General features: G+C 69.1%; 11 protein-coding genes. 7 read left to right on the top strand and 4 right to left on the bottom strand.

Features of this window, described 5'->3' with window-relative positions; genetic code table 11:
- Window positions 1-29: 29 nt before the first annotated feature.
- The 5 genes from BDK92_RS31545 to BDK92_RS31525 all read left to right on the top strand — a co-directional run bounded on the left by BDK92_RS31545 (window position 30) and on the right by BDK92_RS31525 (window position 7,147).
- Window positions 30-863 carry a patatin-like phospholipase family protein gene (locus BDK92_RS31545; protein ID WP_121160021.1) on the top strand — a complete coding sequence of 278 codons (834 nt, stop codon included), beginning with the start codon at window positions 30-32 and terminating at the stop codon, window positions 861-863.
- Between the two features lie 328 nt (window positions 864-1,191).
- On the top strand, window positions 1,192-2,214 hold the full coding sequence (locus BDK92_RS31540) for a 3-oxoacyl-ACP synthase III (RefSeq protein WP_121160020.1): 1,023 nt from the start codon (window positions 1,192-1,194) through the stop codon (window positions 2,212-2,214).
- A complete protein-coding gene (locus BDK92_RS31535) occupies window positions 2,211-4,772 on the top strand; it encodes an alpha/beta fold hydrolase (RefSeq protein WP_211349436.1) in 2,562 nt (853 codons plus the stop codon). Before BDK92_RS31540 ends, BDK92_RS31535 begins: the two co-directional genes overlap by 4 nt.
- A complete protein-coding gene (locus tag BDK92_RS31530; RefSeq protein WP_211349435.1) occupies window positions 4,766-5,752 on the top strand; it encodes an NAD-dependent epimerase/dehydratase family protein in 987 nt (328 codons plus the stop codon). The genes BDK92_RS31535 and BDK92_RS31530 overlap by 7 nt, the downstream gene beginning before the upstream one ends.
- Before the next feature lie 210 nt (window positions 5,753-5,962).
- A complete protein-coding gene (locus BDK92_RS31525; RefSeq protein WP_121160019.1) occupies window positions 5,963-7,147 on the top strand; it encodes a cytochrome P450 in 1,185 nt (394 codons plus the stop codon).
- Between the two features lie 213 nt (window positions 7,148-7,360).
- Here BDK92_RS31525 and BDK92_RS31520 read toward each other — a convergent pair whose 3' ends face one another.
- The gene (locus BDK92_RS31520; RefSeq protein ID WP_170208755.1) at window positions 7,361-8,575 is read right to left on the bottom strand and encodes an alpha/beta hydrolase; all 1,215 of its coding nucleotides are present in this window, start codon (window positions 8,573-8,575) and stop codon (window positions 7,361-7,363) included.
- A 441-nt stretch (window positions 8,576-9,016) separates the two neighbouring features.
- Complete coding sequence (locus BDK92_RS40910; RefSeq protein WP_281278661.1) at window positions 9,017-9,541, bottom strand: cold-shock protein; 525 nt, start codon at window positions 9,539-9,541, stop codon at window positions 9,017-9,019.
- A 164-nt stretch (window positions 9,542-9,705) separates the two neighbouring features.
- Between BDK92_RS40910 and BDK92_RS31510 the strand changes: the two genes are divergently transcribed.
- On the top strand, window positions 9,706-10,491 hold the full coding sequence (locus BDK92_RS31510; protein ID WP_121160017.1) for a thioesterase II family protein: 786 nt from the start codon (window positions 9,706-9,708) through the stop codon (window positions 10,489-10,491).
- 193 nt (window positions 10,492-10,684) lie between these two features.
- Window positions 10,685-12,121, top strand: coding sequence for an acyl-CoA carboxylase subunit beta (locus BDK92_RS31505; RefSeq protein WP_170208753.1), 1,437 nt, complete (start codon window positions 10,685-10,687; stop codon window positions 12,119-12,121).
- Between the two features lie 40 nt (window positions 12,122-12,161).
- Here BDK92_RS31505 and BDK92_RS31500 read toward each other — a convergent pair whose 3' ends face one another.
- Window positions 12,162-13,568, bottom strand: a complete 1,407-nt coding sequence (locus BDK92_RS31500) for a 3-deoxy-7-phosphoheptulonate synthase (RefSeq protein ID WP_121160016.1) — start codon at window positions 13,566-13,568, stop codon at window positions 12,162-12,164.
- A 189-nt stretch (window positions 13,569-13,757) separates the two neighbouring features.
- Complete coding sequence (locus BDK92_RS31495; RefSeq protein WP_121160015.1) at window positions 13,758-14,399, bottom strand: FMN-dependent NADH-azoreductase; 642 nt, start codon at window positions 14,397-14,399, stop codon at window positions 13,758-13,760.
- Window positions 14,400-14,416 lie beyond the last annotated feature (17 nt).

Raw genomic sequence — 14,416 nt, 5'->3', positions numbered from 1 at the left:
TCGCCCGTCCACGGTGAGAGGATGCATGGATGTCGACCTATGGGCGGGCCCTGGTTCTGGGTGGCGGTGGCGTGACCGGCGTCGCATGGGAGATCGGCCTGCTACATGGGCTCGACCAGTGCGGTGTTGACCTTTCCCTCGCGGACACCGTCATCGGGACCTCCGCGGGTGCGGCGGTCGCCGCGCAACTGACCGGCAGAACTCCCCTGGCCGACATCTACGCCGCGCAGCTCGACAACGGGTCCGGCGAGATCCCTGCCCGGATCGGTGCGGGGCATCTCGTCCGTTTCATGGTGGCTTCCGCGTGGCCGGGCGACCGGCGTCACGGCCGCGCCTGGCTCGGGCGGGCGGCGCTACGGGCCGGGACCATCTCCGAAGCCGAGAGGCGCGCGGTCATCGAACGACGCGTGCCGGACCGGCGATGGCCCGATCGCCGGCTTCTGGTGACCGCCGTCGACACCGAAACCGGCGTGGACGTCGTCTTCGACGCGGACAGCGGGGTCCCCCTGATCGACGCGGTCGCGGCAAGTTGCGCGGTCCCGCTGACCTGGCCTCCCGTCACGATCAACGGGCGGCGGTACATGGACGGCGGCGTACGTTCGATCGCCAACGTGGACCTGGCCACGGGGCACAGCCGGGTCGTGGTGATCGCACCCGCCAGTTCGGCCCTGCGCCGCTCCGATCGGCCCCGGACCCAGGCGGAAGCTCTCGGGGTGCCGCACATCGTCGTGACACCGGACGCGACGGCCCGTGCCGCGATCGGCCCCAACATGCTCGACCCCACGCGGCGCCCGGCGGCAGCCCGCGCCGGACACGACCAGGCCGCATCGATCGCGGACCAGGTCCGTACAGTCTGGTCGTGAACGGTCGGAGGGATTTTGTCCCGGTACGCCCCATCAGCGAGCCAGGTCAAATCGACGACGGGCACGTACGCGTGGTGCTGCGCCAGGGTCTGTCGACCGTTCGCCAGGTGACGTACTGGTATCACGGACAGTTAATGCCTGGCCACGCACACGGTATCGACGACCACTGGCGCGGACCACGGATTCGCAGATCCGCCCAGGGCCGACACCAGGTGGCCACACCGGGCAAGCGGGTGATGTTCACCGCCAAGCCAACGGATCTTTGGTGGATGGAGGCCGGAGTGGATAACTTCGAGCCCCGAGGCGCGGGGCGACGGACGGAGGCCGGATGACAGACGGCAATGCTGATTACCGCTACACCAACACAGCGGTGCTGTCAGTGACGGCCCTGGAGGCACCGGTCATCGTGACCTCTGAGCAGATCGACGAGGAGTTGAGCGACACCCTCCAGCGGCTGCGGCTGCGGACGGGGATGCTGCAACGAATCGCCGGCATCCAGGAGCGGCGTTGGTGGCCGGAGGGTTTCAGCTTCGCCGACGGGGCGGCGATGGCTGGGGCGAAGGCATTGTCGGAGGCTGGCGTCGACGCACGCGACGTCGGCCTGCTGATCAACACATCGGTGTCCCGAGCGCATCTGGAGCCGTCGACGGCGGTGGCCATCCATCACGCGCTGGAGCTGCCACAGTCGGCGATGAACTTCGACATCGCCAACGCCTGCCTCGGATTCGTCAACGGGATCCAGGTCGCGGCTAACATGATCGATGCCGGACAGATCCGGTACGCGCTGATCGTCGCGGGTGAGAGCTCGCGGCAGGCCCAGCAGGCGACCATCGACCGACTGCGCCGCCCCGACGCCACCCGAGCCGACATCCGGGAGCAGTTCGCCACGTTGACCCTCGGTTCGGGCGCGGCGGCCATGGTGCTCGCCGCCGCCGACACCCACCCGCACGGCCACCGGCTGATCGGCGGTGTGGGCCGGGCGGCGACCCAGCACCACGAGCTGTGCGTCGGGGACAACACGAGGATGCGCACCGACGCGAAGGGTCTGCTCGACGCGGGTGTGGACCTGGCGGAGGCGACCTGGGCCCACGTCGGTCCGTGGGACTGGCAGAACATGGACCTGTACGTGATGCACCAGGTGTCGGTGGCCCACACGCGTGGCGTCGTCGACCGGCTCGGCCTCGACCCGCGCCGGGTCCCGGCGACGTTCCCGCTGCTGGGAAATGTCGGACCGGCATCGCTGCCGCTGACCCTGGCACACCACGCCGACTCGCTCAGCTCCGGTGACCGGGTCCTGTGCATGGGGGTCGGCTCCGGCCTGAACACCTGCGCGTTGGAGATCGTGTGGTGAGCGGTCGCCAGGAGGTGCTGCCGCCCGTACTGCCCGGACTGGATCGCGCCTGGTCCCGATCGGTGACCGCGCTGGACAGCCAGGGCGTGGAACGCACCTGGCATGTGCTGGACACCGGCAGCACCCCCCAGCAGGTCGGCACGCTGCTGTGCGTACACGGCAACCCCACCTGGTCGTACCTGTGGCGGCACCTGCTGGCCCGGTTCAGCCAGTCCGACGCGCTGCCGTGGCGGGTGGTCGCCGTCGACCACCTTGACATGGGGTTCTCGGAGCGCACCGGGACGGTACGGGGACTGGCGCAGCGGATCGCCGACCTCGGTACGGTCACCGACGCCCTGGGCCTGACCGGACCGGTGGTCACGGTCGGGCACGACTGGGGTGGGTCCATCTCGTTGGGTTGGGCGCTGCGCCATCGGGACCAGCTACGCGGCATGGTGCTGACCAACACGGCGGTACACCAGCCGAGCGGCTCGCCTGCGCCCGCGCTCATCCGACTCGCCGGGCTGCCCGGCATACTGCCGGCGGCGACCGTGTGGACCCCGACGTTCCTCCAGGCAACCCTCGCGTTGGCGAACCCGCGGCTACCGGAGCCGGTCCGGGACGGCTACCTCGCTCCGTACCGGACGCCGGACCGACGGGCGGCGATCGGCGGCTTCGTGGCGGACATCCCGCTCAGCCCGCAACATCCGAGCTGGTCGGCACTGGAAGACGTCGCGCAGCACCTCGACACACTGGCGGAGGTACCGGCCCTGCTGCTGTGGGGACCGCGCGACCCGGTCTTCGGCGACGCACACCTACGGGACCTGCGAGCCCGGCTGCCACACGCGCGACTGCACCGGTTCGAGGGGGCGGGTCACCTGCTCGCCGAGGACGCCGACGTCGCCGGTGCGGTCTCCCAGTGGCTGACCGACCTGGACCGGCCCACCCCCGCTCCGACCGCGACGGCGGAGCCGGCAGCGGCATGGCGTCCGCTGTGGGCGGCGTTGGCGGAGCGCTCCGAGAACCGGTCGGCCGCGCTGGTCGAGCTCGCCCACCGGGGCCGACAGGTGAGCTGGTCGCTGCTGTGGCGACGGATCCAGGAGATCGCGGCCGGGCTGTCCGCCTCAGGAGTACGCCGCGGCGACCGGGTCGCACTGCTGGTACCGCCCGGCGCCGACCTGACCGCCGCCGTCTACGCGTGTCTGCGGATCGGTGCGGTGATCGTGGTGGCCGACCCAGGGCTGGGACTGGCCGGCATGAACCGGGCTCTGCGCAGCGCCGCCCCCGCGCACCTCATCGCCGTCGACCGCGGACTCGCCCTCGCCCGGGCCCTGCGCTGGCCGGGGCGGCGATTCGGGGCCGGGCCCGGCGCCGCCGTACTGGGTGCGCTGACCCTGGGCAGACTCGCTCGTCTCGGCGCCGGTAACCAGGACCTACCCGCCGCGCCCGACCCGGACGACGACGCGGCCGTGTTGTTCACCTCCGGCTCCACCGGGCCGGCGAAGGGCGCGGTCTACACCCACCGTCAGCTCGCCGCGATGCGTGACGCACTCGCCGAGCTCGGCTTGGGCGCCGACGCCCGAATCGTCGCGGCGTTCGCGCCGTTCGCACTGTTCGGACCGGCCCTCGGAGCCGCCTCGGCGATCCCGGACATGAAGGCGACCGCGCCGCGAACGTTGACCGCGAGCGCCCTCGCCGAAGCGACGGCCGCGGTCGACGCCTCGGCGGTGTTCGCCTCACCGGCGGCGTTGCGCAACGTGGTCGAGACGGGCGACACGTTGGACGCCCGGCAGCGCACCGCGTTGGAAGGGGTGACCCTGCTGCTCAGTGCGGGCGCGCCGGTACCCACCGCGCTACTCACACGGGCGCAGGCGCTGATGCCGAAGGCCCAGCCACACACCCCGTACGGGATGACCGAGGTCCTGCCGGTCACCGACATCACCCTCGACGGGATCGTCGACACCGGACCGGGTGACGGCGTCTGCGTCGGCCGGCCGTTGCCCGGTGTGCAGGTGGCAATCGCCGCCCTGGACACGACCGGCACGCCCGCCGAGCAGTCCGATCCCGCTCCTGGGCCGACCGGCGAGATCATGGTCCGGGCCGCCCATGCCAAGGATCGCTACGACGCCCTCTGGCTCACCGAGCGGGCCAGCTCGCGCAACCCGGGCTGGCACCGCACGGGCGACGTCGGCTACCTGGACCCGGACGGCCAGCTGTGGGTACAGGGCCGGCTGGCTCATGTGATCGTCACCTCTGACGGCGTGCTCACCCCGGTCGGGATCGAGCAGCGGGTGGAATCGTTGCCGCAGGTCGTGCGGGCCGCCGTGGTCGGTGTGGGACCCCGGGGTCTGGCGCAGGTCGTGGTCATCGTCGAAACCCTCCCCCCGGTACGCCGGGCCGGGCTCGCGAGCCGGGAACTGGCCGACGCGGTACGCGCGGTGGCCGCACCACCGGTAGCGGCCGTGTTCGTCGTCCCGTCGATGCCCACGGACATCAGACACAACTCGAAGATCGACCGCACCCGGCTGAGTCGATGGGCGGAACGGGTGGTCGCCGGCGGAAGGCTCAACGGATGGTGAAGGTCCTTGTCACCGGTGCCAGCGGCATGCTCGGCGGCGCCGTAGCCACCGCCCTGGTGCTGCGCGGCGACAAGGTCCGCATCCTGCAACGCCGACCCAGCGGCCTGACCGGGGTCGACGAGCAGCGCGGCGACATCACCGATCCGGGAGCCGTACGCGCGGCCGTGGACGGTGTCGACGCGGTGATCCACCTGGCCGCGAAGGTGTCGATAACCGGCGCGTGGCCACTGTTTGAACGGACCAACATCGGCGGCACGGCCGCGCTGCTCGACGCCGGCCGGGCGGCCGGCGTGACGCGGTTCGTGCAGGTCTCCTCGCCGTCGGTCGCCCACCACGGCACCGCGCTGGTCGGCGCCGGTGCCGACCCTGCCGATCCGGACCGGACCCGGGGCAACTACGCCCGCAGCAAAGCCTGCGCCGAGCTGCTCGCGTTGGCCGCTGACTCGCCCGGCTTCGCCGTCGTGGCGGTCCGCCCGCATCTCGTCTGGGGACCGGGTGACACCCAGTTGGTCGCGCGGGTCGTCGAACGAGCCCGCTCCGGACGACTGGCCCTGGTCGGCAGTGGTACGGCGTTGATCGACACCACGTACGTGAGCAACGCCGCCGACGCCATTGTCGCCGCGCTCGACCGGGCCTCCGACGCTGCCGTACACGGGCAGGCTTTTGTGGTGACCAACGGCGAGCCCCGGACGGTGGCCGAGCTGGTCGACCGGATCTGTGCCGCCTCGGGGGCGCCCTCACCAAGGCTTCAGGTGCCGGTGGCCGTAGCGAAGGCAGGCGGCGGCGCGGTGGAGCGCCTCTGGTCGGCACTGCGGCGGACCGAGGAACCGCCGATGACGCGCTTCCTGGCCGAACAGTTGTCCACCGCGCACTGGTTCGACCAGCGGCGGACCCGGGAGGCACTGCGCTGGTCGCCGACGGTGAGTCTGGATGAGGGATTCGCGCGGCTGGCCCTCGCGTACCGTCCTGACCCGGTATAACGCTGCACCCCAGCTACGACAGAACCCCTAGATGGTGCTTCGGATAGGGGTTGTCCGGCGGGGCTCGAGGCCCAGAGGATGAGCCCGTCGCGATAAGTCGCCAGCCGGCCGGAATCGACCCGACGTGCTCACTTCGCCGGCAGGTGCTGCTGCTGGCGCCCGTTCGTCGGCTGCTTCGGGCCTGGCCTGGCGGTCCGAGGAGGGATCCGCATGGCGAAACACACACTCACCGAGGGGCCTCCGAGTCAGGAGGATGGTGGGCAGAAGTTGCTGGACTGGGCCCGCGGTCTACGCGAGACCAGCCCGGTCTGGCAGGAAGAGCAGACCGGGGCGTGGCACGTCCTCGGGTATACGGCCGTACAGCGTGTCCTGTCGGACTACGCCGCATTCTCCTCTGACCTCGGCGTGTTTCTGTCGTCCGAGTCCTTTCGGGAGGGCAACTACCAGTTGATGGATCCTCCGCTCCATCAACGGTACCGGGGGCTGGTGAATCAGGCGTTCACCCCACGTGCGATTCGTCGCCTGACTCCACGCGTCACCTCCATCGTCAACAGTTTGCTCGACGCCGCCGGCGATCCCGAGCGGTTGGACCTTGTGGAGACCCTCGCTCACCCGATGCCGGTCACGGTCCTCGCGGAGCTGCTCGGGGTACCCGCCGCTGATCACGGCCTGCTGCGGGGTTGGGCCGACGACCTGTTCCGCCTGAACTTCGACGACCGATTCGACCCGGAGAAGGCGAAACTGGTCGACGCCGCGGTCCAACCGATGCACGACTACCTGCTCGAGCTGGTCCGCGAACGCCGGAAGTCACCCCGCGAGGACCTCATCAGCGACGTCGTCCAGGCCAAGGTCGACGACGAGAGTCTGGGTGATGAGGAGGCGGTGACCGCGGCGGGCGGGCTGCTCTTCGCCGGTCACCTCACCACCACGCTGCTGCTCGGTAACGCCGTGCGCTGTCTGGACGAACATCCGGCGATCACGGACGGCCTACGCGCGGACCCCGAGGGCATCCCGGCAGTGGTCGAGGAGGTGATGCGTTACCGTCCGCCGTTCTCGATCGTCGTGCGATTGACCAAGACCGAGGTAACCCTGGGTCCGGAGACGATTCCCGCCGGGAGCATGGTGGTCCCTTCGCTGCTCGCCGCGAACCGCGACCCGGACCACTTTCCAAATCCCGAACTGTTCGACCCGGGCAGGAACAATTCGCACGTCGCGTTCGGACACGGGGCGCACTACTGCATCGGAGCCTCGCTCGCCCGACTCGAGGGCAAGATCGCCCTGGGTATCCTGTTGAAGCGTTACCCGAAGCTTCGGCTCGACGAGTCCGGCACCCCCGAGTACTACGCGGCGCCTGGGCTGTTCGGTCCGAAACGTCTGCCGGTCGTCCTGCGCTGACGCGGGACGGCGACTGACTCGCACCAGGGCGGGGTGCCAGCTGTGCTGGCACCCCGCCCGCTGTCCGACGTCGACCGCCGCAGGGGCCGATCGAGAGTGAAGGACGATGTTCCCCGCCGAAACCGGCCTGTCCGTCACGGGCAGGCCGGCAAGCCACATAAGGATGTGGATGAACGGCGACGGCCGAGGATCGCTCGGCCGTCGCCGTCGGCATCACCTCACGATCGGTGTCCCCGTGGGGACGGGCATCGGCGATCCCTTGCAGGTGACATCCCTACCTGGCGCTTGACCCCCCACCAGGAACCGTGTCCCGATCTGGTCGACACACTGGTTTCCGAAGCCGAACTGGCCGTGGTCACCGTTGTCGGTGACCGTGACGAGTCGCGAATTCTCGAAATTGCGGTGGGCGGCGAGCGCTCCGGGATAGGGGGTGGACGGGTCATCAACCGCGTTGATCATCAGTACGGTCGGCAGCCCCTCACCGGTTATCGGCTGCTGAGTGTTCGACCGGTAGGGCCAGAACCCACAGGGCTGGAGCAACCAGCCGTACCCGAGGAAGGGGTACTTGGCGCCGAGCCGGTCGGAGAGCTTCACGTAGTGCTCGCCACCCCGGGGCCACGGCGTGTCGTTACACATCAGCGAGTAGAACGCGGCGAGCGGCGCCGGGTCGAAGTACGGCGACGGACCGAGAACACGTTCGATGAGCGCCTTGTCCTCGGTCGTCGCCGTCTCGAAATGCTCGATGACACTGAGCACCCTGGCGAGGTCGGGGAACTGTGCGGAGGTGTACAGCCCGGCGATGGCACCGTTGTCGAAGTTCCCCGCAGTGAGGGTGAAGGTCTCGGAGATCTTCAACGGATGGGTCACGAGATGGGCTCGCCTCGCCTCCCACCTCGCTCTGGCCGACTTGACCGTGGTGCCGTAGCCGTAGTGCCCGTCGTAGCGAGCCATCCAGCCGAGAAAGTCGACGAAACGCTTTTCGAATGCCGCCGGAGCCAGATTGAAGGCGTGGTACCAGGTCGTGGTGAAGTCCACGCTACTGTCGAAAAGGAAACGGTCCACCCGGCGGGGAAAGGCGGTCGCGTAGTGCGCGCCGAGCCACGGCCCGCCCGCCACCCCCAGGTAACTGATCTTCGACTCGCCGAGGAGGAGACGGATCAGATCCATGTCCCGTACGGTCTGCTCGGTGCTGATGTACCGCACCTGGTCGCCACTGCGCTCCAGACACGCAAGGGCGATACCACGCGAATAGTCGATCATCGCCTGGATGTTCTGCGGGGAACGGTCCAGGACGTCGATCCGAAGCGATGCCTCGTACTCGCTGGCGTTCTGACAGTCGAGTGGGACGTTCGGGTCGTGCCTGAGCTCGAAGCCGACCAGGTCGAAGGCGGCCGCGACCTCGCCGAGACCCGTGTAGCGCAGGGGCATCAGCGTGCCACCTGGGCCTCCCGACGACAGCAGCATGACTCCGCGTCGGGCGGTCGTGTCAGGAGCCTTGACGCGGGAGATCTCGACCTGCATGTCGGGACCGGTCCCAGGCCGGGCCCAGTCACGCGGAACCGTGACGGACGCGCACTGGATGACGCTCGGGTCCTGACCCGGGCACGCGCTCCAGGTCAACTGTTGATCGCGATAGCGGCTCGGCGTTCCACCGGATGCCGCTGCCGCCTCACCGGCCACCGCGGTCGATAGCAGCAGTACCGATACCGCGACCGGAGCAAGAACGGCCTGCATCGTTCGGCGCACAAAACCCCCCTGTCCTGAATTCAGATTCCACGGAGAACGACAGCACCTTACGAATGTTCTTCGCGTCGGCACATGAGTTGAGTCTTTGTGGTGGCCGAGGAAGGGGTCAACCCCTATCCCTCCTCACCCCTCGACCCAGCCGCGCCGCTGCGCGATTTCGCTCAGGATCTGCCGGAGTTGGGTGATCTGCGCACCGGTCAACGACGGCACACGTTCCAGGAACATCTCGGTGACCTCCCGCTGAAAGGCCGCCGCCGGCACGTGCTGCCCGATGTCCCGGCCAGGGCCGGCGGCCTTGACAGCACTCGCGCCCGAGATCGTCACGGCAACGGGTCCCGCCGCGCCAGCGCTCCCACCCTTCAGCACACGTACCGCGAGCGCCTTCAGCCCACGCTCACCCTCCACCGCCTCGAACTCGACCGGAAGGCCCGAGGTGAAGGTGGACTTGTCGTCGCCGAGCACATTGGCGTGCACGAAGACGTCATCGCCCCCCTCGTCAGGTGCGATGAATCCGTATCCGCGCGTGTCATCGAAGGTCACGACCTTGCCCGTCAGCATGAAGCACCACTCCGCTTCCACCAGAATCGACATACCGATGCCTACCGGCGGCCCAACGGTCACGGGCCACAGGTTCATGATGGATGCCATTTCGCTGCGGGGGTAACCCTTACCACCCCCTATCCCTGCGGGCGGTCACACTCACACCCGCGGCGTTCTTGCAATTGTCGAAAGGCACCGACGATGCTGGGGGATCAGCCCATCCCGAAGTGGTCCGGCCCGGACCCTCCGGGGGATCAACGAAAGGACCGCCAGTGCGCACCAGCGAGCATGACAACCTGTGGCTACGTAGCTATCAGCCGGCGAGACAAGACAGTGTCCAGTTGGTCTGCCTGCCGCACGCCGGTGGGTCGGCGAGCTTCTACTACCCCCTCGCCCAGGCACTCGCTCCCCAGGTGGACGTGCTGGCGATCCAGTACCCGGGACGTCAGGACCGACTTGGCGAGCCGGCCATCACAGACCTTCACGCGCTGGCCCGGCAGGTGTTCGAGGCGCTGCGTGGTCGGGTCGACCGTCCCACCGCCCTGTTCGGGCACAGCATGGGCGCCTCCATCGCTTTCGAGGTGGCGCGCATCCTGGAGCAGGAGGAGGGCGTCTCGCTCCGGCACCTGTTCGCCTCGGGGCGTCGCGCTCCGTCGGCCCATCGCCACGAGCGGGTACATCTCGAAGACGACCAGACCCTGGTCGCCGAAATGCACCGCCTCGACGGCCCCGGTCGCGACCTGCTGCACGACGACGAGATCCTCCGGATGATCCTGCCCGCAGTACGGGCCGACTACACGGCCGCGGAGACGTACCTGTACCAGCCCGGCCCTCCATTGCGCTGTCCGGTGACCGCCCTCGTCGGGGACGTCGATCCGAAGGTGACGCTGGACGAGGCCCGTGCCTGGGGTGAGCACACCACCGGCCCTTTCGATCTGCGCGTCTACTCCGGTGGTCACTTCTTCCTGAGCGCGCACCAGGCGTCGGTCCAGACCGCCATAGCCGACCTGCTCGTCGACGGTCGCGCCTCCTCCGTCAGCCTGCCCTGGCTGCGGTAGCGCCGGGCCGCCCCACGGCGCCGGGTTCACCTCATTAGGGGTTGCCACCACCGACCCCGCCGGTCACGGTGAATGCAACCCAGATCACTGACGACGGTCGCCCGCTCGGCCGGGCCGCCCCCTTCGAGTTCGGCGCCCGCCCCCGATGACGCTCGGCCCGCCGACCGCCCCAACGAGCCCGTGGAGGACCTCGATGACCATGACGGCAGATAGGGCGGTGCGGGAGGGCGATGGGGTGGCCGACCAGCGTGAGCCGCTGATACGCCTGTCCCACCTGCTCGACCCGGACTCGGTGACGCTGCTGCATCCCGGTGACGCCAGCGGTGTACAGGCGGTCCGTGGGGCGATCGGCGGCTCCCGTGTCTACGCGTACTGCACCGACGGCACCCGGATGGGCGGGTCCATCGGCGCCGAGGGCGCGGCGCACATCGTCACCGCCATCGAGGCCGCCGTACGCGACCGCGTACCGGTCATCGGGATCTGGCACTCCGCCGGCGCCAAACTCGCCGACGGTGTCGAATCGATGGACGGTGTCGGACGCATGTTCACGGCGATGACCAGGGCCTCCGGTAAGGTCCCGCAGCTCTCGGTGGTCGTCGGTCCGTCCGCTGGAGCCGCCGCGTACGGTCCGTCGCTGACCGACCTCATCGTGATGTGCCGGGCCGGACGGGTGTTCATCACCGGGCCGGAGGTGGTACGAAGCGTGACCGGCGAACACATCGACATGGAGTCGCTCGGCGGCACCGAGGCGCACGGCCGCAAGTCCGGGCTGGTCCACGTGACCGTCGAGGACGAACTGGAGGCGTACCGGAGGACCAGAAGGCTGGTCCGGCTGCTCGCCCAGCCGGGGCGGTTCGACCTGTCGGCTGTCGGCGCCCCTGTCGACCTGCGGCAACTGCTGCCGGCGAGGACCCGACGGGCGTACGACGTGCGTCCGCTGGTTCATCGGCTCCTGGACCACGACGAGGTCGAACCCTCCCTGGAGGAGCTACAGCCGAAGTGGGCACCGAACGTGGTGACGGGTCTGGGCCGGCTGACCGGACGGGCAGTTGGTGTGATCGCCAACAATCCGCTCCGCAAGGGCGGCTGCCTCGACTCTCTCAGCGCGGAAAAGTCGGCGCGCTTTGTTCGCATGTGCGACGCACTCGGCATCCCGCTCGTCGTCATCGTCGACGTGCCCGGCTACCTACCCGGCGTACGCGAGGAGTGGGAGGGCGTGGTGCGTCGTGGTGCCAAACTGCTCCACGCGTTCGCCGAGGCGGTCGTACCTCGGGTCACCCTCATCACTCGCAAGTCCTACGGTGGCGCCTACATCGCGATGAACTCACGCTCGCTCGGCGCCACCGCCGTGTTCGCATGGCCCGACGCGGAGGTGGCGGTGATGGGGCCGGAGGCCGCCGTGAACGTACTCCACCGGCGCAGGCTCGCGGCCGAGACCGAGGCGACGCGACCAGCGCTACGGGCGCGCCTGGTCGAGGAGCACGTGCTGACCGCAGGAGGCGTGCAGCGGGCCATGAAACTTGGCGTCGTAGACCAGGTGGTGGAGCCGGAGCACACCCGGCGACGCATTGCCGAGGCGCTGGCCGAGGCGCCGGCCGGCCGGGGTCACCACGGCAACATCCCGCTTTGAGCGACGGCCGCCCCGGTCGCCAGCCGGGTTGGCCGGCCCGTCAGACGCCGCTCGACAGGTCGGCGAGGTAGACGGTCTCTCTCGCCAGCAGGCCCGCCACCACCGACGCCAACTCCTGCGCCTGACGGTAGTTGAGCCGTGGGTCGCAGGCGGTTCGGTACCGCCGGGGCAGGTCGGCCTCCACCACGTTCTGGCTGCCACCCAGACACTCGGTGACGTCCTCGCCGGTGATCTCCACGTGGAGGCCGCCGGGGTAGGTGCCAAGGGCGCGGTGCACCTCGAAAAAGCCCTCCACCTCGTCGACGATGTGCTCGAAATACCGGGTCTTGTAGCCATTGGACGAGGTCTCGGTGTTGCCGTGCATCGGGTCGCACTGCCAGACGATCTCGTGCCCTGTCGCGGCGACCCGCTCGACGACCGGTGGGAGCACGTCCCGTATCCGGGCATGTCCCATCCTGCTGATCAGGGTGAGTCGTCCGGGTGTTCCGCTCGGGTCGAGCCGCTCCACGTACTCCGCCGCCGCTGCGGGCGTCACGCCCGGGCCGATCTTGAGGCCGATCGGGTTGGCAATCAGTTCCGCGAAGGCAAGATGGGCTCCCATCGGCTGCCGGGTCCGTTCCCCGACCCAGAGGAAGTGCGCCGAGAGGTCGTACAGCTTCGCGTGCCGACCGGCGCCGGCCAACCGCAGCATCGCGCTCTCGTAGTCGAGGACCAGGGCCTCATGACTGACGCAGATCTCCGGCATATTCAGATCAGCGTCGTCGGCGTGACGATCGTGCAGTCCACCGGATGATGCGGCCGGCCCGGCACCGTCGTACCGCAAGGGCGGGTACGTGGGCATCGGCTCTACCGCGACCTCTTCCCTGACGTACTCCATCGCGGCCGCAGCGTTGAGATAGGCGCGGATCATCCCGAATGGTTCGTGTTCCCGCGCCTCACGAGTCGGAACCAACGAATTGATCATGTCACCGCGGTAGGCGGGTAATCCCGAGGGATCGGTCTCGGACGATCGCGGCTTGGCATACTGCCCGGCCATCCGCCCGAGCCGCACCACCGGCGGCCCACCGGCCGCCGCGATCGTCGCCGCCATCCGTGAGAGGGCACGGAGATTGCCACGCACGTGATCCTCGGTGCTGTCGGCAAACGTCTCCGCGCAGTCCCCGCCCTGCAGGAGGAATGCGCGTCCACGGGCGACCGCGGTCAGTCTCCTCCGCAGTCGCTCCACCTCCGCCACGGTGACGATCGGTGGAGCGTCCCGCAACGCGGAGCAGATCTCGCGTGCCCGCTCCTGGTTCCCCCAGGTTGGCTGCTGCGCCGCCGGTCGCGCCAATGCGTCGACCAGGTCGACCCGCGAGTCGACCGGCAGGGAGTGACACTCCACGACGTCGGGAACGGTAAGGCGGGTGGATCGATCGGATGGCTTGTTCACTGTGAAGTCGCTGAGCATCGGTCACCTTCGAGCGAGTATTGCTTCCGGCCAGCCGACGAACCATTCAAATTGCCACGCTGCGCACGTCACCGGTACACCGGCGGCCACGGCCAGTTGTTGGTTCGCCCGGAAACCGCCCCGGTTTCCGGGCGAACCAACAACTGCGCCGGGCCCGCGCAGCCCACCAGAAGATCCGCGAAACACCCGCTAGCGGGCGGCCAACTCGCGAACCGTACGCACGGCCTGCTCACGAGAGGTGTCGGCCAGCTCCTTGAACTGCTCCAGTGCGGGCACCGAGTGGGCCAGGGTCATCTCGGAGTGCACGAACGTGAGATCCTTGTCCAACCCGATCTGGCTGAGCAGCGCCCGCAGGTACGGCTCCTGGAAGTCGAAATCCTGACGAGGAGTGCCCGGGCCATAGGACCCGCCGCGCGCGGTCACCACCACGGCCCGCTTCCCGACGAGCAGTGTTCCCTCGCCGGTGGCCTCATTGACCATGTGTTCCTTGACGGTCACCCGGTCCATCCATGCCTTCAGCGAGGACGGAATGGAGTAGTTGTACATGGGTACCGCCAGCAGCACCGTGTCGGCGGCCCGCAGCTCGGCGAGGAGCGGTTCGGTGATCGCCCAGCCGGCCCGCTGCGTCTCGCTCCACGACTCCGGCGGCAGGAACGTCGCCATCAGCGACTCCTCGTCCAGGTGGGGAACGGGTGACTTCCCCAGGTCCCGGTGGGTGTAACCGCCGCCGGGGTTCGCCGCTCGCCACCGCTCGGCGAAGATGGCACTGACCTCGCGGCTCACCGAGCCGTCCTGCCTGATGCTGCAGTCGATGTGTAGCAGGTTCGCCATGACTCTCCCCTCAGAGT

Source organism: Micromonospora pisi (assembly GCF_003633685.1).
In the GTDB taxonomy this organism is placed as follows: domain Bacteria; phylum Actinomycetota; class Actinomycetes; order Mycobacteriales; family Micromonosporaceae; genus Micromonospora_G; species Micromonospora_G pisi.
This window is presented reverse-complemented; position numbering and strand designations above follow the sequence as displayed.